Here is an 18,989-nt window from a genome sequence, read left to right as displayed (position 1 = left end):
GTGCGGCTGGGCTATTTGCTCCGTTTCAGGCGACGAGAAAGGAACGGCGGCAGAACGATCGCGAGCACCAGCAGAATGCCGGCCACGATCATCACGATCTGTTGGGAGCCGAACGCGCTGTCGTCGAGCACGAGGGGTTTTGACGCAGCAACTGCAGCCCCGACCCCTGAGGAACCGCTGACGATGGCACCGTTGGCGTCGTAGACGGCGGTGTTCGACGCTGCTGCGGCGGCAGCGGAATCCGTGGTCGCCGCACCAGTGGAGCCGTCGGTTGTTGAGGCGCCGGTGCTGGCTGCACCGCCAGCACCGGCCGTTGTTGCGGCCGCACTGGTTGTCGGGTCTGGTGTGACCGTGACGCCAGCAGAGCCGCCCTTGACCTTGGAACAGTCGATTCCGGCAGCCGGGCCTCCCGGAATGCGTTTCACCTGTTCGGAGGCGGCGGAGACGAGGTTTGCGGGCAGCGGCGAATAGCCGAGGGCGGCCGCCTGTTGTTGCCCATTGCAGAGCACATACGTCACGAAGGCCGCGAGAGTCTTTCCCTTGTCTGTGGTGAAGATACCCTTCGCCACCGTCGGGATGATCATGTACGAGTAGCTCGAAAGCGGATACGCCGCCGTGTCGGGGTTGGTGTACACCTCGCTGAGGTCCTGTGTGAGGTCGGCGTTGATCTTCGCCTTGCCGAGCGCGATCGCGACAGCGGAGGCCGTCGGCTCGGCGTAGTTTCCTGCCGTATTCAGCACTTTCGCAACCGGGAACTTTGAGTTGAGCGCATACGAGTACTCGACGTACGTGATCGCGCCTTCGCCGTAGCCCTGGCTCACGTACCCGGCCACACCGAGCGACCCGCTCTGGAACTTCGCAAAGCTCGCGTTGGGGTACTGCGAGGTGAGCCCACAGCTGTCGCCCGGTGCTTCGTTGACGAAGGGGCACCACACATCGGAATGCTGCTTCGCCATCCACAGGGTGAACTGCGCGGTCGACCCCGAGCCGTCGGAGCGCACGACCGGCACGATCGGCTTGTTCGGCATCGCCAGGCTGGGGTTCGTCGCCTGGATGGCGGGGTCGTTCCAATTGGTGATCTTGCCGGTGAACATCTTGGTGATGGTGTCGCCGTCGAGCTGCAGGTCGGTGACGCGCTTGCCACCGATGTTGAGGTTGTACATGAACGACGTGCCACCGGCCACGATGGGCATGTAGGCGTAATCTGTGGCGTTCTCCGGAGCCGAACCGTCGACCGGCGCGGTCTGGAACGGAATCTCACTCACCGCGAAGTCGACAGAGCCGTTGATGAAGTCTGTTCGCCCAGCAGACGAACCCGACGCCGAGTAGTTGACCGTGACGCCGAAGTTCGAGGCGAAGTCCTTGCGCCACTGGTCGAGCGCGTTCGACGACCACGTCGAACCACTGCCCGAGATGGGCACGTAGGTGTCGGCCGAGGCGCTCTGCGTCGTCACACCACCAACAGCGCTGACGAGCAGAACCGCGAAGGCCGAAGCCGCGGTGAAGAAACGAAGGAATCGGATGCGCGGCGTCACTGAGACGTCTCCTCGCTGTTGTTCGTGGTCACGTGGGTCGTGGGTGCTTGTGTGGGAGGTGCGGAGCTCGGGGGCGCAGGGGCTGCGGTCTGTGTGGCCTCGACACTCTGGGCGAGGGCGTACTTCATGACGGTGATGCGCTGCAGGTCATCCGCTGACTGCTGGGCGACCCGGCGGCGCTGGCCGTCGGAGAGCTGCCCTGGGCCCTTGCCACCGATGAGGCGCGCAACGATGAACAGCAGAAGAACGAGCGAGATCAGCACGGCCGCCGTGCCGAACCCTCGCGCGATCATGGTGGGCTGGGGCGACTTGACGAAGTCGAACACCTGCAATGGCAGCGAGATCATCGGGCCCTCGAAGGGGTTGAGGTTCATCACGGCCGTGATGCCCGAGGTGAGCAGCACGGGCGAGGTCTCGCCGATACCGCGTGCAGTGCCCAGGATGACCGCGGTGACGAGGCCCGAACGAGCCGTCGGCAGCACGACCTCCCAGACGGTGCGCCATCGGGTCGAGCCCAGAGCGTATGCGGCCTCGCGCAAGTTGCCTGGCACGAGTCGGAGCACGACATCGGAGGCGCGGATGATGATCGGCAGCATCATCACCGCGATGGCGATTGCCGCAGCGAACCCCGAGCGCTGGTGGGTGAAGAGCTGGATGACGGCGGCGTACACGAAGAGGCCGGCCACGATCGACGGCAGAGCTGTCATCGCGTCGGAGATAGTTCGCACGAATCGCGCGAACTTGCCGCCGATCTCGTTGAGGAACACGGCGGTGGTGATACCGAGCGGAATCGTGATCAGCAGGGCGATGGAGATCTGGATGAGCGTGCCCACGATCGCGTGGGCGATACCTCCCACGTCGAGACCGTCGAGCGGGCCGGCGAACTGCATCGTCTGGGTGAAGAAGTTCAGGTGCGGCAGGGCTTCGAGTCCGCGGCTCACTGTGAAGATGACCACGAAGACGAGGGCGCTGAACAGCACGGTACCGGCGCTGATCAGCAGCACGGTAAGAACACGGTCTTTGACTTCTTCGCGGTCGGAGCGGAGGGAGACCAGCAGGATGTAGAAGCCGATGAAGGAGATGAAGGCCACGACGACCCAGCCGATGGGGCCGGTGAGCGGGGTGAACCAGCCGAACAGCAGTGTCGCCAGGGTGGGGCCGGCGACGAGTGCGCCGATGATGTTGAAACGTTCGTCGAGGGTCGCCTCGCGCAGGCGGCGGCGCGGTGCGGGCTCGGTGGGAGCTCCCTCGTGCACGTGGGGAGGTATGAAGGTCAGGCGGGGCCCTGAATCGAGGTCTTCGTCGTGCTGGGTACCCTCGCCGAAACCGTCGTCGTCGGGGTCGCCCGAAACGGGCTTCTCGAACGTGGTGATGGTGGTCATGTGCGCGCCTAGCTCGTCTCAGCGCCGGAGCGTGAACGGGCCACGATCGACGATGCGGTGAAATTGATGACCAGGGTGATGAGAAAGAGCACCAACCCTGCGGCCATGAGGGCGGAGAGCCCGAACTGGGTCGCTTCGCCGTAGCGCAGCGCGATCAGGGCCGAGACCGAGTTGGTGCCGGTCTTCAGCACTTGCCAGTTGATCGAGAAGATCGGCGAGATGATCAGATACACCGCGATGGTCTCGCCGAGGGCGCGGCCGAGGCCGAGCATGACTCCCCCGATCATCCCGCCGCGCCCGAAGGGGATGACGACCGTGCGGATCATGCCCCAGCGGGTGGAGCCCAGGGCGAAGGCTGCTTCGCGCTCGCCGATGGGTGCCTGCGAGAAGGCCTCGCGCATGACGGAGGTCTGCGTGGGTACGACCATCAGGCCGACGACGATTCCGGCGATGAAGGCCGAGGAGGTGAAAGCGCTCGCCTCGGTGAGGGTCTGGCCGCTGGAGGGGTCGGTCACGGCGAAGACGGGGATCCAGGCGAAGTAGGTCGAGATCCACTTCGATACCGGGATGACCGCCGATTGCAGAAAGAAGAGACCCCAGAGGCCGAAGACCACGCTGGGAACGGCGGCCATGAGGTCGACGAGCGACACGAGAAAGGAGCGCAGCCCGCCGCGCACGACCTCGGAGAGCAGCAGTGCTGTGCCGACGGCCAGCGGCACACCGACGCACATGGCGATGATGGCGATGGTGAAGGTACCGAAGATCACGGCGGCGATGCCGAACTGGTGGGTGTCGGGCGACCACTGTTGTTCGAGCAGAAAGTTGATGCCCTGCACCTGCAGGGCGTCGCTGGCGCGCAGGGTGAGAAAGAGGCCGACGGCGAGCATGATGCCGACCGTGGTTGCGCCGGCGGTGAACGAGACGCCTTTGAAGATCGAGTCCGAGCGTGACGGGCGTGACTTCAGCGACCGCTTGTGAACGCCGATCATGTTGATCGGGTCGGGGTTCACATGGGTGGGTGCGTCGTCTGAGTCAGGGGGAAGCGGTGGCCGCAGCGCTGACGGGTCGGGGCCGACTTCGTCGGCGAACACCCGCTCGACGGGGGTCTTCACGCTGGTCTTGTCGGTGAGCATGCTGTGCACGTCTGTCAACGAGTCGAACTTCTTTTCAGACACTGTGCACCTCCTTGTGGCATGCCTCGGGCAGGCTCCGCACCACAGGCCTGATAATCACCGGGCAAGGTGAACGCCCGGGGCCGGGAGGGTGAAGGAGGTATGGACACGGCATGATCAGAAATCGGCCGGCGCCCCCAGTGCGAGGGTCACGAGTATCGTGCGCACGACGGGTGGATGCCCGGGCCGACGCGATGGCGTGAGAGTGGGCCGGCACGCTCATGCGTGCGGGGTCGCTGACGGTGTCGGCGTGCCCGTGGTGCTCGGTGTCGGGGCAGGTGTGGCAGGGGCCGTCGCGACGACGATGGTGACCGAGCTGCCGAGCCGCAGTGACGACGTCTCGGCCGGTTGCGTTCCGGTCACCGTGCCGGGCGCAGCTGCACCGTTCACCTGCGTCTGCACCACCACGGCGAAACCCGCTGACTGGATGCTCGCGATCGCGTCGCTCTGACCGAGCCCGGTGACGACCGGCACGGCGTTCGAGCCGGAGGCGACCACGACGTCGACCGCGCTGCCCGCATCGACGCTGGTGACCGCAGTGCGTGAAACCGACAGCACGGTGTCACCAGCTCGATTGGAGTCCTGTGACGTGATGCTTCCGAGCGTGAGTCCTGCTGCCGTGAGTGCTGCTCTCGCGTCGGCCAGAGTGAGCGAAACCAGAGTGGGCGCAGCGACCTGTGAGGGAGCAGTGCTCGCGGCCGCGGTGACCACCGGCGTCTGGCTCGGCTCTGCGCTGGCAGTCGCAGACGGCGTTGCCGCGTGACTGACCGGGTTCGCTGAACCCGTCCCTGCTGCTGTCGACGAGCTCGGGTTCGACGTGGTGGCGAGCACCCACGCCACGGCAACGACCGTCAGCGTGAGGATGATGCCGGCCCACACGGCTCCCCCACCACGCTGGCGCCTGCTGCCGAATGTCGCCGGAGTGTCCGACGCTGCACCGAGCTGGCCGGGAGTGACCTGGGCGGGTGTAACGTCTGCGGCGGCGGCGGTGGGCCGGGAGACTCCGGTGAACACCGGGCCGGATGGGGGCTGCTGGCGTGCGGTGGCGGCCGTTCGCCCCTGCCCCGGCGGGCCCGTGGGGCGGCGGGGTGCGAGCGGGGGTGGGGCGATCATCTGTGTCGTGATGCCGGCCTGGGGCAGCATGACCGTTCGTTGCGCGTTGAGCGCGGTGTTTCGCACTTCGAGGAGAAGGACGGCCTCACGCATGGAGGCGGCAGAGCGGTAGCGACTGGCCGGGTCTTTGAGCAGCGCTTTGACGACCAGGCGATCGACGGCACGGGGAATGCCGGAATACAGCACCGACGGGACGGGCGGTGGCGCATTCACGTGGGCCCGCATGACGGCAGAGGTCGAGTCGCGAACGAACGGTGGGCGCCCGGTGAGCGCGAAGTGCAGCACCGCACCAACCTGGTAGATGTCGCCGCGTTCGTCGACGGCTTCGCCGAGGGCCTGCTCGGGCGACATGTAGTTGGCGCTGCCGAGCACTCCAAGTGCGCCGAGCGGCGAGGCGCTCTGCGCGGAGGGCAGTGTGTCGTCGCTGGGCCCCGGCGTCCGCGTGCTCGAGTCGCCGGAGTTTGGCTGGATGCTCCGCAGGATGTCGGCGCCGAGCACCGGGCGCCCGGCTGCGTCGGCGAGGCCGAAATCGACCAACCGCACCGCCTCGGGGGTCAGAACGGTGTGCTGCCCGGGTTCGACCATGATATTGGCCGGCGACACGTCTCGGTGCACGAGCCCGACAGCGTGGGCCGCCTCGAGTGCGCGCAAGAGACCATCGGCAAGGGCCAGGCTGCTCGAGACACTCAGCGCGCCGTTCAGTTCGACGAACTCGGCCAGCGTGATGCCCGGTGCGCGCTCCAGGGCGATCCACGCGAGTGGCTCGCCCTCAGGGTCATGCACGCCGACGCCGAGCACCGCGACGATGTTCGGGTGCCGCAGCTTCTCGGCCGCCAACGCCTCGGTGAAGAAGGCATCACGGGCTTCGGGCGAGCGCGACAGGTGCGGGTGCAGGATCTTCAGCGCGACATGGGTTTCGGGCGCTTCGAGGGGCGTCGAGTCAGAACCTGGCGCCTCTTCCGACCCCGGCGACGAAGTGGGTGCTGCCCCAGGATCGGGTGCATCAGATTCGTCGGGTGCGGCAGGTGCGGCAGGTGCGGCACCGATGTTCGGTACCGTGACGTCGACCGCGTCGAAGACCGAGGCCGAACCACCGCTTCCCAGCAGGTCGCCGAGCCTAAATCGCCCGGAGATGAGCCCTTCCGATGCGTGCTGCACGGGTCACCCCACCTCGGCGGCATACAGATTCGCCGTCGCTGCGACCGAGTCCACGTACGTCTCGACGTGGTTGTAGGCGAAGACGGATGCTCGCCAGCCCGCTGCCGTCGACAGATCCCCGTAGCTGCAGAGGTAGCGCCCGGCGGTCAACGCCGCATCGTCGATCTGCTGGGGGTCGGCCACACCGTCGGCGTTGCCGTCTGCGCCCCACTGGGCCCAGGTCGAGGGGATGAACTGCAGTGGCCCCGCGGCCCTGGCCCACTGGGCTGACGTGCCGCCCGCGTTACCCGTGGTGCCCGTCGGCGCGGCGGCGATCGCGTCATAGCTTGTGCCGTCGAGTGAGGGGCCGAAGATGCCGGGAGTGTCCCAGCCGTCGTCTTGTATGCGCGAACCGGCATGTGTTCCGTGCCCAGACTCGATGTTGCCGAGGGCGGCAAGGGTGCTCCAGCCCAGGTGGCACGCGGGTTGCTCAGTCTGCAGAGCGATGGTCGCGCCGGCATAGCCGAGCACTGCGCGATACGGGATGCCCGTGGCCGATACCGCGCGCTGCGCCCAAGCACGGTCGACCCTGCGTGAATTGCCGGTGTTGCTCGATGTAGTGGTCCCCGTTGCGCCTGCAGTGGTACCCGCGAGTCCGGGGCCGGCCGTCGTGGTTGACGCGTCAGAGGTACCCGATGCCGACGAAGTCGGTGACGTGGGTTCGGGGAGCGTGGGGGGTGACGGGTCGACGGGGGTGACAGCGTCCGGTGCCAGAGCCGCGAGGTCGGTCTGCCCGGGCACCCCGATTGCAGCGTGGGCGGACTGGCCGGGGGCTGTGACGGCACTGTAGGTCAGCCAGCCGCCGAGGGCGAGCAGTGCGGTGACGAGAAGGGTGATGCTGGTTCTCATGGTCAGTGCCCGGTTACCAGGCGGCAGATCGCGATGGTGTCGAAGTGAGGGGCCGGTTGCGCTGGCCGGGCGTGGCCGTACGCCTCGGGTCGTCTGTCACCGTCGCACTGCGCAAGGCGGCGAGCGTGGTCACGGCAGCCTCGAGGCTCGAGGCACTTGCTCCGTACCAGCGGGCGCAGGTCATCACGGCTGACGAGTCGATGCTCGCGAACCACCCGTGGGTGCCTGCCGTCGGGCCATTCACGATGGTGATCTGCATGTCGTCGACCGATTGCTGCAGGTAGAGCACGTGCCCGCGAGCGGCGACGAACGAGGTATAGAGGTACGAGCTGCGCGCGACCTCGCGGTTGTTCGACGCGAGCAGGCGCCAGATGCCCGACTGGCTCGGTGCGGCTGTACTTGGCGTTCGTGTGGCCGGCGGTTCGCTGAGAGTCAGTTGCGCCCTTGTCGGCTCCGCGGTGTTCTGGGCCGCGGTGTTCGTCGCTGTGGTCTTCTCGCCGACCTTCACCTGCTGGCGGAAAGCCGACCACGCGCGGATCATCGGCTCGGAATTCGTGCGGAACGCCGAGAAGACGATGCACGGGCTGGCTGACACGGGATCCTCGGGTTCACTCAGTCTGATGAGCTCAGCGGCCTGATGAGCTCAGTCGGGCTGAGAACGCGATGCGTTCAGCCAGTACCTTGGCGGGTGTGAGTGGCTTTTCACCCTCACCGAAGTGAAGGAGACGTGTACGTCAGGTGTCCAGCTGACTCACTGCCGGTTCATCAGTGCACTCGCAGGCCCACGGCTTCAGACCATCGGGCCTCATCAGCGATAGATGTCGGAACGATGGTCGACGCGAAGAATTCGGACCATGCCGGATTGGTCGTCTCTTGAGGTCCTGGATGATTCTTCCGCCGGTTCACGGTCGACAATCGCGGATCGGATGTCGTTGGGGTGATTGTCGCCGCAGTTGATGTCTCCGTTCTTGATGTCATCACTTGTGATTTCATCGCCTCTGGTGCCATCGCCTCTGATGTCATAGAGAATTCGGTAGCTCCCTCGCCGCGCGCTGAAGATTCCGCTGAGTTCACGCGACAGCGGCTTGCCGACCCTGCGGGGAGACGCGGCCAGGTCGCCATAGATGAATTCGATGATGGCGGGCAGGATGCGTGGAGGAATGGTGTGGAGATCCTGGCGTGCAGTCGACGAGAAGATGACCGGGTGGCTCACCGGTCGCGGCGCCTGGGGACAGTGAACTCTGAACGGATCTGCTCTTCTGTGAATCCCTCGCCAGAGTCGAGATGTGCTTTCGCCTCGTCGATGGATGCGCGGATGCCGGGCTGCGAGAGCCAGAAGAGAGTCTCCTGCAGTGATTCCCACTCGTCGGCGCCGATGAGCACGGCGGCAGGAGAACCATTCTTCGTGATGGTCACCTGCTCATTGATGAGCGAGGCAGCATCGACAAGTTCGTTGAGGCGATTTTTGACGTGCGAAATGGGAAGTATCTGCACGCCCAAAAGCCCGAATTAGGGCTTCTGGAAGGCCTTTTCTGAAGCGTGTTGAGACAGTGTTGTTGCTGGAGTGAATGTTCATGAAAACGACAGTGCGGCATCCATGGTCGAACGATGTACCAGAGCCAACTATCTGTGGATAACTCAGCGAACGACACGCTGGGCGCAATTGACTTATTCGAACATATATTCGAATATTGAAGGGTGCCTGAACCTGCATTGCTCCTCGCCGAAGCCTCCCCCGCGGCGTCAGCGGTGCGCGAACTTCAGGAACGCATCCGGCAGATGCAGAGCACAAAACTCGAGACACGCAGCCTGAACACCTCCCCCGCATTCGCCTCCCTTCTGCCGGGCGGTGCGCTCAAGGCGGGGGCCGCCTACTCGGTCGAGGGGTCGCACGCGTTGGTCATGGCCCTGATGACGGGCCCCTCTGCGGCGGGCGCCTGGTGCGGGGTCATCGGCTTGCCCGACTTCGGTGCCGAAGCGGCGAGCCGGTCGGGTATCGACCTCGAACGGCTGGTTCTGGTGCCGCATCCGGGTGAACAGTGGCTGGCCGTGGCGTCTGCGGTGATCGACGTGGTGACGGTGGTGGTCACCGTGACTCCCCCGCGCCTCAGCGATTCGGTGGTGGCACGGCTGACCGCGCGCATCCGCCAGCGCGAGGCCACCCTCATCGTGCTGGGGGGCTGGCCGCAGAGCGAGGCGACCCTGCGCATCACGGCGAGCCAGTGGGGCGGTATCGGGCAGGGTCACGGGCATCTGGCGAGCCGGCAGGTGACGGTGAGTTCTGCCGGCCGGGCATTCCGGGGGCAGAAGCGCACGGCCAGGCTGTGGCTGCCCGATTCCTCTGAGCAGGTGCGTGTGGCGGAGCAGGGTCGTGTGGCCGAAAGTCGGTTGACTGGCCTGCAACCGACCCTCAGCGAGAGGGCGAGCTGACATGACTGATGTCACACGCACCCTGGTGATCTGGTTTCCCGACTGGCCCGTTCGGGCACACGCGCACGCAGAAGAGATCGAGCCGACGCTGCCCATTGCCCTGGTCGACCACGGCCTGGTTTTTGCGTGCTCCCCGAGCGCGCGGGGTGAAGGGGTCCGGCGTGGCCAGCGCATCCGTGAGGCCCAGGCGCGGTGCCCCGAACTGCTGGTCTTCGACTACGACCCGGCGCTCGACCACCGCAGTTTCGAGCCGATCGTCTCGGCGATCGAAGAGCTGATGCCCGGTGTGCAGCTCATCAGGCCGGGTACCTGTGCCCTGCGTTCCCGCGGCCCCGCCCGCTACTACGGCGGTGAAGAAGAGATGGCGAAGGTGCTGTTCACGGCGCTGGCCGCGCTGGAGATCTCCGGGTCTGCTGACCCCGGGGTTGCCGAAGAGACGACGTCGGCACGCATTGCCATCGCCGACGGCCGGTTCGCTGCCGAACAGGCTGTGCGCATGCGGGGGGTGCAGAGCATCCGTGTCGTTCCCGCCGGCGGCTCACCGGCATTCCTCGCACCCCAGCCCATCGAGGCCATCGGCGACCCGGCGCTGGCCACCCTGCTGCGAAGGCTCGGGCTCACGACCCTCGGCGATTTCGCCGCACTCGACTTTCGTGACGTGCGGGCGCGGTTCGGTGAGACCGGGGTGTACGCGCACACGCTCGCAAGCGGCAGAGATGCCCGGCGGGTCGTTCCGCGCCTGCCGCCGCAGTTGCGTGACATCGAGCTGGCGTTCGAGCCTCCATTCGAGCTTGTCGACCAGGTCACCTTCGCCTTTCGAACGACAGCCGAACGGTTCGTCGAAGAACTCACTCGGGCGCTGTTGGTGTGCACGGGCATCCGGGTCGAAATTCACACCGACAACGGCGGGGTGCACGAGCGTTCGTGGGGGCATCCCCGGTGGTTCAGTGCTTCTGATGTGCTCGACCGCATTCGCTGGCAGGTGCAGGGCAGAACCGGCAACGGCAACGGTGCGCTCGGGTCGCCGATCACGAAGGTGCGGGTGCTGCCAGAGGGGTTCGACTCGATCGGTAACTACGAGACCGGGCTCTGGGGCAGCACGCCAGACGACCGCGTTCACCACGGGCTCTCACGCGTGCAGAGCCTGCTCGGGCACGGCGGGGTGATGACGGCGGCGATCGGTGGCGGGCGCGGCATCAGCGAGCGGCAGATCCTGGTGCCGTGGGGTGACCCCCGGCCGAAGGAGAGAGAGCTCGGGGGTAAGCCGTGGCCTGGCAGCATTCCGCTTCCGGCGCCCTCCACGGTGTTCGAGAGGCCCCGAAGAGTCAGCGTGCAGGCCGAAGACGGCGGCCCGGTCGGCGTGACCGAGCGCGGTGTGCTGACGGGTGTTCCCGCCCGGTTCTCTGAAGAGAGTGCTACCCCTCGACTGCCGCAACTCACCGCCTGGGCCGGCCCCTGGCCAGTGTTCGAACGCTGGTGGGATCAGGAGCAGGCGCGGTCGTTCCACCGTTTCCAGGTGGTTGACGCAGAGGGAACTGCCTGGTTGCTGGCCCTGCACGAGCACGAGTGGTGGGCGGAGGCTCGGTATGACTGAACGTCGCGGAGTATCCAGTCGACAGATTTCTAAGATTAACCTTGAGGTCGAAGGTTACAGCGCCCTCACTGAAACTCAATTCGGAGCCTGGGTTCAGTCTTACCTTCACGTAGACAATGAAGGTTGGGTGCGCTGATGGGCTTCGACAACCCTGCCATCCCGTGGTCAGAGCTCGAGAAGAAGCTCTCTGACACGCGACGGCCCGGCGCGCCCGTCGACCGCGACGGAGGTGACGGGCCGGCCTTCTCGCGCAAACGGCAGCCGTACACTCCCCCACCCGAGCAGCCCCGTGCACCCGAGCCTGCCGACGACGGCCCGATCGTGCCCTACGCCGAGCTGCATGCCCACTCGAACTTCAGCTTTCTCGACGGTGCCTCCTCTCCCGAAGAGCTGCTCGAAGAGGCCGTACGGCTCCGGATGCACGGGCTCGCCCTCACCGACCATGACGGTTTCTACGGGGTCGTACACCTGGCCGAAGCCGCAGAGTCGCATCCCAGCGTGAGCACGATCTTCGGTGCGGAGCTCTCGCTCGGGCTCACCAAGCCCCAGAACGGAATGGCCGACCCCGAGGGCTCCCACCTCGTGATCCTGGCCCGCAGGCAGAAGGGTTACCACCGGCTTGCCGGTGCGATCACCTCTGCCCAGCTCGCCAGCGATGCCGAGAAGGGCAGGCCGCTCTATGATCTCGAGCTGCTCGCCGACCAGGCCCGCGGTGGCAGCGGAGCCGACGGCAGCGAAGCCGTTTCGACACTGACGGGAGAGGCGGGCCATGGTGGCACCGGCAGCGTCGAGTGGATGGTTCTCACCGGCTGCCGCAAGGGTGTCGTTCGCCAGGCGCTCGAAGCCGAGGGTTTGCCCGGGGCTTCGCGCGAGCTCGACCGGCTCGTTGCCCTCTTCGGCCGTGACAACGTGCTGGTCGAACTCTTCGACCACGGCAACCCGCTCGACAGCGACACGAACGACGCGCTGGCTGAGCTGGCGACGAAACACAGGGTGAACACCGTCGCGACCGGCAACGTGCACTATGCAACACCGAAGCAGTTTCCCCTCGCGCAGGCCCTCGCGGCCGTTCGGGCACGGCGCAGTCTCGATGACCTCGAAGGGTGGTTGCCTGCATCCGCCGGCTCTCATCTTCGCTCCGGTGCTGAGATGACGGCCAGGTTCGCGCGGTACCCCGGGGCGGTCGAGCGCACGGTGGAGGTCGCCGACGACCTCTCCTTCCAGCTGCGCACCGCCAAACCACGACTGCCCCGGCAGAAGGTGCCGGAGGGGCACACGCCGATGAGCTGGTTGCGCAAGCTGGTCGCCGACGGCATGGCCACGCACTACCCCCATGCCACGGCCGACAACCGGGCGCGCATTGAGAAGGAGCTCGCGGTCATCGAACAGAAGGACTTCCCCGGGTACTTCCTGATCGTGCACGACATCGTGCACTACGCGCGAAGCCAGGGCATTCTCTGCCAGGGCCGTGGCTCGGCCGCGAATTCCGCCGTCTGTTTCATTCTCGACATCACGGCGGTCGATTCGATCTTCTACAAGCTGCCGTTCGAACGGTTTCTGTCGAGCATGCGTGACGAAGAACCCGACATCGATGTGGATTTCGATTCGGATCGACGGGAGGAGGTCATCCAGTACGTCTATCGCAAGTACGGGCGGCGCAACGCGGCGCAGGTCGCGAACGTCATCACCTACCGGCCGAAGTTCGCGGTGCGCGACATGGCGAAGGCACTCGGGCACAGTCCCGGCCAGCAGGATGCGTGGTCGAAACAGATCGAGCGCTGGGGGTCGACGATCTCGACCGAAGAGCATGACATTCCCGCCGAGGTGATCGGGCTCGCTGAGCAGGTGCTGAAGTTTCCCCGCCATATGGGCATCCATTCGGGAGGAATGGTGCTCACCGACAGGCCGGTCGGCGAGGTCTGTCCCATCGAGAACGGGCGAATGGATGGCCGCACCGTGCTCCAATGGGACAAGGACGATTGCGCGTGGATGGGCCTGGTGAAGTTCGACCTGCTCGGCCTCGGCATGCTCTCGGCGCTGCAACACTCGCTCGACCTCGTTCGTGAGCACCTCGGCGAGGATTGGTCGCTGCAGAGCATCCCCAAAGAAGAACAGGGGGTGTACGACATGCTGTGCCGGGCCGATTCGATCGGCGTCTTCCAGGTCGAGAGTCGCGCGCAGATGGGCACACTCCCCCGCCTGCAGCCGCGGCGGTTCTACGACCTCGTCGTCGAGATCGCGCTGATCCGGCCTGGTCCCATCCAGGGTGGGGCCGTGCATCCGTACATTCGTCGCAAGACCGGGCTCGAACCCGTGACGTACCTGCACCCCCTGCTCGAAGAACCGCTCGAACGAACGCTCGGGGTGCCGCTCTTCCAGGAGCAGCTCATGCAGGTCGCGCAGGCTGTGGGCGGATGCTCGGCTGAAGACGCCGACCTGCTGCGTCGGGCCATGGGTTCCAAACGCGGTGTCGAGAAGATCTCGTCGCTGCGTGAGAAGCTCTTCGCCGGCATGGCATCCAACGGGATCACCCCCGATGTGGCCGAGCAGATCTACCAGAAGATCGAGGCCTTCGCGAACTTCGGGTTCGCCGAGAGCCACTCGAACAGCTTCGCCCTGCTCGTCTATGCGAGCTCCTGGTTCAAGCTGCACTACCCGGCAGCTTTTCTCGCCTCACTGTTGCGCGCCCAGCCGATGGGGTTCTACTCGCCGCAGACCCTGGTGGCGGATGCCCGGCGGCACGGTGTCGTCGTGCACCGCCCCGACATCCAGCGTTCGGGGGTGCAGGCCGGCCTCGAACCCCGCGACGACATCGCCGTCGGAACCGCCGCCGAGCCAACCGGGCGGCACGAGTGCATCCTGCACGACCAGCCGCCGGTCGCCGTGCCGTTCAACCGGGCGATCCTGGCCGACTTCGCCGAGCATCGCCGCGACGGCAATCTCGACGTGCGCCTCGGTCTCGCCGACGTCACCTCGATCGGAGACAAGGTCGCCGAACGCATCGTGGCCGAACGCCACCGGGGCGGCCCATACCGGGACATGGCCGACGTGGCCCGCCGCAACGACCTCAACACCACGCAGATGGAGGCTCTCGCCTCGGCCGGAGCATTCACCAGCCTGAACCTGACGCGTCGCGAAGCGCTCTGGGAGGCCGGCAACGCCGCCCAGGACCGTCCCGAATACCTGCAAGGCACGCACGTCAGCGTGCAACCGCCCCTATTGCCGATGCTGAGCCCAACCGAGCAGGTGATCTACGACCTCTGGAGCACCGGAATCTCGCCAGACGACCACCCTGTCTCGCACTCCCGTGACTGGTTGAACGACCGCGGAGCGCTCTCGATCGCCGCTCTCGAGACCACGGAGAACGGTCGCCGGATCGAGGTGGGCGGAGTCGTCACGCACCGGCAGCGGCCGGCCACGGCGAGCGGAATCACCTTCGTCAACCTCGAAGATGAGACGGGCATCCTGAACGTGATCTGCAGCGTGGGCGTGTGGAGCCGCTATCGCCGGGTCGCCCGCGAGGCCCCGGCCATGGTCGTGCGCGGCATCATCGAGCGCTCCCCCGAGGGCATCCTCAACCTCGTGGCCGACCGCTTCGAGTTGCTGCCGCTCGGCGCCCCCACCCGCTCCCGCGACTTCCGCTGAACAGCCGCACCGCCGCAGGGAGAACGGGCGGAGCTGAGCGAACATGCCGCCGCCAGAGGCACCACGTTGCCTGTGTTCCGCCCGAAGTGCAGCTGCCGCACGCTGGTGCGCGGCACGAAGCCGCCCGGCCGCAGGGAGAACGGGCGGAGCTGAGCGAACATCTTGCCGCCAGAGGCACCACGATGCCTGTGTTCCGCCCGAAGTGACGGCGCCGAACGTCAATGCGCGGCTTCGTTCCAGTTCTGGCCGCGCCCGAGCTGCACATCGAGCGGCACCTTCAGCTCGGCTGCTGTCGACATGCGGGTCGTGACGACGTCGGCCAGGGCATCCCATTCGCCCGGATACACGTCGAAGACCAGCTCGTCGTGCACCTGCAGAAGCATGCGGGACTGCAGTTCGCGTTCAGCGAGGTCGGCTGAGATGTTCACCATGGCGATCTTCAGAATGTCGGCGGCCGTGCCCTGGATGGGTGCGTTCAACGCCTGGCGCTCGGCGTTGTCGCGCAAGACGCGATTGGCGCTGGCCAAATCGGGGAACATGCGGCGTCGACCGAAGATCGTCTCGGTGTAGCCGTCTTCGCGCGCCTGCACGACGACGTTGCGCAGGTAGTCGCGCACGGCGCCGAATCGCTCGAAGTAGTCGCTCATGAGCTGCTTGGCCTCGTCGCGCGGAATGCGCAACTGCTTCGACAACCCGAAGGCCGACAGGCCGTAGGCGAGGCCGTAGGACATGGCCTTCACCTTCGAGCGCATGGCCGGCGTCACATCGGCCGGCTCGACGCCGAAAATGCGTGCGCCGACGAAGCGGTGAAGGTCTTCGCCCGATTGAAAGGCGGCAATGAGCCCCTCGTCTTCGGAGAGGTGCGCCATGATGCGCATTTCGATCTGCGAGTAGTCGGTGGTGAGCAGCGTCTCGTACGATTCACCAACCATGAAGGCCTTGCGGATGCGTCGGCCCTCCTCGGTGCGAACGGGGATGTTCTGCAGGTTCGGGTCTGTGGAGGAGATGCGACCGGTGCTTGAACCGGTCTGCACGTAGGTGGTGTGGATGCGTCGATCAGCGGCGATGGACTTGTCGAGCGTCTCGACGATCTGGTTCAGCTTCGTGGCGTCGCGGTGCGAGAGCAGCAGGTCGAGGAACGGATGCGGCGAACTGGCCTGCAGGTCGGCCAGTGACACCGCGTCGGTGGAGTACCCGGTCTTCGTCGCCCGTGTCTTGGGCATGCCGAGCTGCTCGAACAGCACCTCCTGGATCTGTTTGGGTGACCCGAGGTTGATCTCCTTGTCGATGATCACGAATGCCCGGGCAGCAAGGTCGGATGCCCGTGCCGAGAGTTCACCCGACAGTTCGGCCAGTTGCGCGTGGCTGACCGCGACTCCGTCGAGCTCCATCTGGGCGAGCACGGCGAGAACCGGCATCTCGATGTTGACGAGCACCGATCGCGAGCCCTCTTCGAGCCGGTCGTTCAGCGCCCGCGCAACGCGGCCGACGAACCAGGCCTCGATTGCCGGGCCGACGACGGATTCGTCAGCCGGCACGAGTTGGTTCGGGTCGGGGGTCGGCAGCGTTTCGCCGAGCTCGCGATCCACCAGCTCGGCCAGCGATGGCGCAGTGCCGTCGGACTTCAACAGCCATGCGGCCACGGAGGTGTCGAAGGTGATGCCGGCGACCGTCAACCCAGCCGTGATCATCGCCTTGAGTTGGGTCTTCGCCCCGTGCAGGAGCTTGGGCGATTCGCTCGCGAGCCAGTTCTCGAAGGGCAGGTAGTCACGGCTGTCGGGGATCCACGGCAGAAAAAGAGCCGCTTCAGACGACGCGAGGCCGAAGCCGATGGGATTGCCGTCGAGCAGTTCCACACTGAGGGCGAGCCCGAAGGGTTCAGCCACGATGTGTCGTGCGAGCCAGGCCTCGAGCTCCTCGTCGAGCAACGCAGACGGTACGGGGGCGACGACGGCCGTCTCGTCGACGGTGACGGATGCTGTTGCCCCCGGCTCCGAAACGATGCCGTCGAGCTTGAACACCCGGTCGAGCAGGGTTCGGAATTCGAGCCGGGCAAAGATGTCGCGTACGGCCTGCTCGTTGATCGGTCGCCGGGTGAAATCGGCCGGCCCGACGGGCAGCTCGACGTCGGTGAGCAGCCGGTTGAGGCGCCGGTTGCGCACCGCGTTCTCCTGGAATTCGCGGAGGCTCTCGCCGACCTTGCCCCCGATCTCGTCGGAGCGACGCAGGATCTCGTCGAGACTGCCGAACTGTTTCAGCCACTTGACGGCAGTCTTCTCGCCGACCTTGGGAATGCCCGGCAGGTTGTCGCTCGTCTCGCCAACCAGGGCCGCCACTTCGGGGTACTGGTGCGGTTCGATGCCATAACGCTCGAAGACCTTGTCACGGTCGTAGCGAGTGAGGTCGGTGACACCCTGGCGCGACGGGTAGAGCAGAGTGACGTTGTCGTTCACCAGTTGGATGGTGTCGCGATCGCCGGAGACGACGAGAACGCGGAAGCCCTGCTCGGCACCCTGCACAGAGAGGGTCGCGAGAATATCGTCGGCTTCGAAATCTTCTTTTTCGAGGGTCTCGATATTCATCGCATGAAGAACGTCTTTGAGCAGAGGTACCTGGCCCATGAATTCCGGTGGCGTCTCGCCCCGGGTGCCCTTGTATTCGGGGTATTCGCGCGTGCGGAACGAGAACCTGGAGATGTCGAACGCCACGGCAACGTGGGTCGGCTTCTCGTTCTTCAGGAGGTTGAGGAGCATCGACACAAAGCCATGGATGGCGTTGGTGTGCTGACCGTCTCTGGTCTGGAAGCTGTCGACCGGCAGGGCGTAGAACGCACGAAACGCGAGCGAGTGACCGTCGACGATGAGAAGGGTGGGCTGTTCGGTATCCGGCACAGGGCAAGCCTACACAGGGGGGCCGACGGCGACACCCGATGCCACGGCACAGCTCAGAGCGCCGCGCGTCGCGCCATGCCGGCCTCTACAGATCCTTGATGAAGTTGGTGATGCGTACCGTCGACAGTCGTCGACCGGACGCATCAGAGATCGCGATCTCGTGAACGGTGAGGGTCCGGCCGAGCTTGATGGCCGTGCAGACACCGGTCACCGTGCCACTGGATGCTGACCCCGTGTGGCTGGCGCTGACCTCGATTCCCACAGCGACTCGGCCCGCGCCGGCGAAGATGTTCGCGGCGAACGAGCCGAGACTCTCGGCAAGGACGACGTAGGCTCCGCCATGAACGATCCCGAACGGCTGCGTGTTTCCGTCGACAGGCATCGTCGCCACCGAGCGCTCTGGCGACAGCTCGAAGAACTCGATACCCATCCGCTCAGCGAGGGCACCACTGCCGCGACCGAACAGTGCGTTCATATCGATCGGGCTCAGTGCCGAGGTGGTTCCGTTCGCCGGAGTGGCTCGCTCGGCGGCGGTCGCCTTGTGTGCGCCGGTCAAGTCCGCAGGCTGCTCTACTTCTTGACCGAGAGCTGCTCGATGATCGCCTGGGCGACGTCGTGCATGGTGAGACGGCGATCCATCGAGGCCTTCTGGATCCATCGGAACGCCTCAGGCTCTGTCAGACCCATCTTCTCGTTCAGGAGGCCTTTGGCTCGGTCGACCAGCTTGCGCGTCTCGAACCGCTCGACGAGGTCGGCGACCTCTGCCTCGAGAGTGATGATCTGGGCATAGCGCGAGAGAGCGATCTCGATCGCGGGCAGCAGGTCGTTCGGAGTGAAGGGCTTGACGACGTAAGCGAGGGCACCGGCCTCGGTGGCGCGCTCGACGAGTTCCTTCTGGCTGAAGGCCGTGAGCAGCACGACGGGAGCGATGTGGCCCTTTGAAAGGCGCTCTGCGGCGGAGATGCCGTCGAGCAGGGGCATTTTGACGTCCATGATGACCAGGTCGGGCCGAAGTTCGGTTGCAAGCGCCACCGCCGTCTCGCCATCGCCAGCCTCACCCACCACCTCGAAACCGTTGTCACGGAGGATCTCGACGATGTCGAGGCGGATCAGGGATTCATCTTCAGCGACAACTACACGGCGGGGTGCAGTCGTGGGCGTATCGTGGTCAGTCACAACTC

The 18,989-nt window shown here is 65.8% G+C and carries 14 protein-coding genes; 3 read left to right on the top strand and 11 right to left on the bottom strand.

Annotation, left to right across the window (positions count from 1 at the left end; genetic code table 11):
• Nucleotides 1-11: 11 nt before the first annotated feature.
• The 8 genes from pstS to JOE66_RS09215 form a co-directional block, all read right to left on the bottom strand.
• Nucleotides 12-1,535 carry a phosphate ABC transporter substrate-binding protein PstS gene (gene pstS / locus JOE66_RS09250; protein WP_307827134.1) on the bottom strand — a complete coding sequence of 508 codons (1,524 nt, stop codon included), beginning with the start codon at nt 1,533-1,535 and terminating at the stop codon, nt 12-14.
• The gene (pstA, locus tag JOE66_RS09245; RefSeq protein ID WP_205108769.1) at nt 1,532-2,917 is read right to left on the bottom strand and encodes a phosphate ABC transporter permease PstA; all 1,386 of its coding nucleotides are present in this window, start codon (nt 2,915-2,917) and stop codon (nt 1,532-1,534) included. Before pstA ends, pstS begins: the two co-directional genes overlap by 4 nt.
• Nucleotides 2,918-2,925: 8 nt before the next feature.
• Complete coding sequence (pstC, locus tag JOE66_RS09240) at nt 2,926-4,092, bottom strand: phosphate ABC transporter permease subunit PstC (protein ID WP_307827132.1); 1,167 nt, start codon at nt 4,090-4,092, stop codon at nt 2,926-2,928.
• A gap of 216 nt (nt 4,093-4,308) precedes the next feature.
• Nucleotides 4,309-6,360, bottom strand: a complete 2,052-nt coding sequence (locus tag JOE66_RS09235) for a protein kinase domain-containing protein (RefSeq protein WP_205108767.1) — start codon at nt 6,358-6,360, stop codon at nt 4,309-4,311.
• Between the two features lie 3 nt (nt 6,361-6,363).
• The gene (locus JOE66_RS09230) at nt 6,364-7,248 is read right to left on the bottom strand and encodes a lytic transglycosylase domain-containing protein (RefSeq protein WP_205108765.1); all 885 of its coding nucleotides are present in this window, start codon (nt 7,246-7,248) and stop codon (nt 6,364-6,366) included.
• A 13-nt stretch (nt 7,249-7,261) separates the two neighbouring features.
• Nucleotides 7,262-7,843: a hypothetical protein gene (locus JOE66_RS09225; protein ID WP_205108763.1), complete on the bottom strand. Its 582-nt coding sequence runs from the start codon at nt 7,841-7,843 to the stop codon at nt 7,262-7,264.
• A 213-nt stretch (nt 7,844-8,056) separates the two neighbouring features.
• Nucleotides 8,057-8,461, bottom strand: coding sequence for a type II toxin-antitoxin system RelE family toxin (locus JOE66_RS09220; protein ID WP_205108761.1), 405 nt, complete (start codon nt 8,459-8,461; stop codon nt 8,057-8,059).
• Entirely contained in the window at nt 8,458-8,742 is a 285-nt protein-coding gene (locus tag JOE66_RS09215) for a type II toxin-antitoxin system Phd/YefM family antitoxin (protein ID WP_205108759.1), read from the bottom strand. The genes JOE66_RS09220 and JOE66_RS09215 overlap by 4 nt, the downstream gene beginning before the upstream one ends.
• A gap of 204 nt (nt 8,743-8,946) precedes the next feature.
• On the opposite strand from JOE66_RS09215, the gene imuA' reads away from it, so the two are divergent.
• The 3 genes from imuA' (at nt 8,947) to JOE66_RS09200 (ending at nt 14,917) form a co-directional block, all read left to right on the top strand.
• On the top strand, nt 8,947-9,678 hold the full coding sequence (gene imuA', locus JOE66_RS09210) for a DnaE2-dependent mutagenesis accessory factor ImuA' (RefSeq protein WP_307827131.1): 732 nt from the start codon (nt 8,947-8,949) through the stop codon (nt 9,676-9,678).
• Nucleotide 9,679: 1 nt separating this feature from the next.
• The gene (locus tag JOE66_RS09205; protein WP_205108757.1) at nt 9,680-11,272 is read left to right on the top strand and encodes a DNA polymerase Y family protein; all 1,593 of its coding nucleotides are present in this window, start codon (nt 9,680-9,682) and stop codon (nt 11,270-11,272) included.
• Between the two features lie 135 nt (nt 11,273-11,407).
• Nucleotides 11,408-14,917, top strand: a complete 3,510-nt coding sequence (locus tag JOE66_RS09200) for an error-prone DNA polymerase (RefSeq protein WP_205108755.1) — start codon at nt 11,408-11,410, stop codon at nt 14,915-14,917.
• Between the two features lie 218 nt (nt 14,918-15,135).
• On the opposite strand, the gene polA is transcribed toward JOE66_RS09200, so the two are convergent.
• The 3 genes from polA to JOE66_RS09185 all read right to left on the bottom strand — a co-directional run bounded on the left by polA (nt 15,136) and on the right by JOE66_RS09185 (nt 18,984).
• A complete protein-coding gene (gene polA, locus JOE66_RS09195) occupies nt 15,136-17,808 on the bottom strand; it encodes a DNA polymerase I (RefSeq protein ID WP_205108753.1) in 2,673 nt (890 codons plus the stop codon).
• An 85-nt stretch (nt 17,809-17,893) separates the two neighbouring features.
• Nucleotides 17,894-18,283 (bottom strand): PaaI family thioesterase, encoded by a 390-nt coding sequence (locus JOE66_RS09190; RefSeq protein WP_205111808.1) that lies wholly within the window; start codon nt 18,281-18,283, stop codon nt 17,894-17,896.
• A gap of 95 nt (nt 18,284-18,378) precedes the next feature.
• Nucleotides 18,379-18,984: an ANTAR domain-containing response regulator gene (locus JOE66_RS09185; RefSeq protein ID WP_205108751.1), complete on the bottom strand. Its 606-nt coding sequence runs from the start codon at nt 18,982-18,984 to the stop codon at nt 18,379-18,381.
• Nucleotides 18,985-18,989 lie beyond the last annotated feature (5 nt).

Origin of the sequence: Subtercola frigoramans (genome assembly GCF_016907385.1) — a bacterium.
Lineage (GTDB): Bacteria > Actinomycetota > Actinomycetes > Actinomycetales > Microbacteriaceae > Subtercola > Subtercola frigoramans.
The sequence above is the reverse complement of the archived record's forward strand: the minus strand, read 5'-3'. Positions and strand labels throughout refer to the sequence as shown.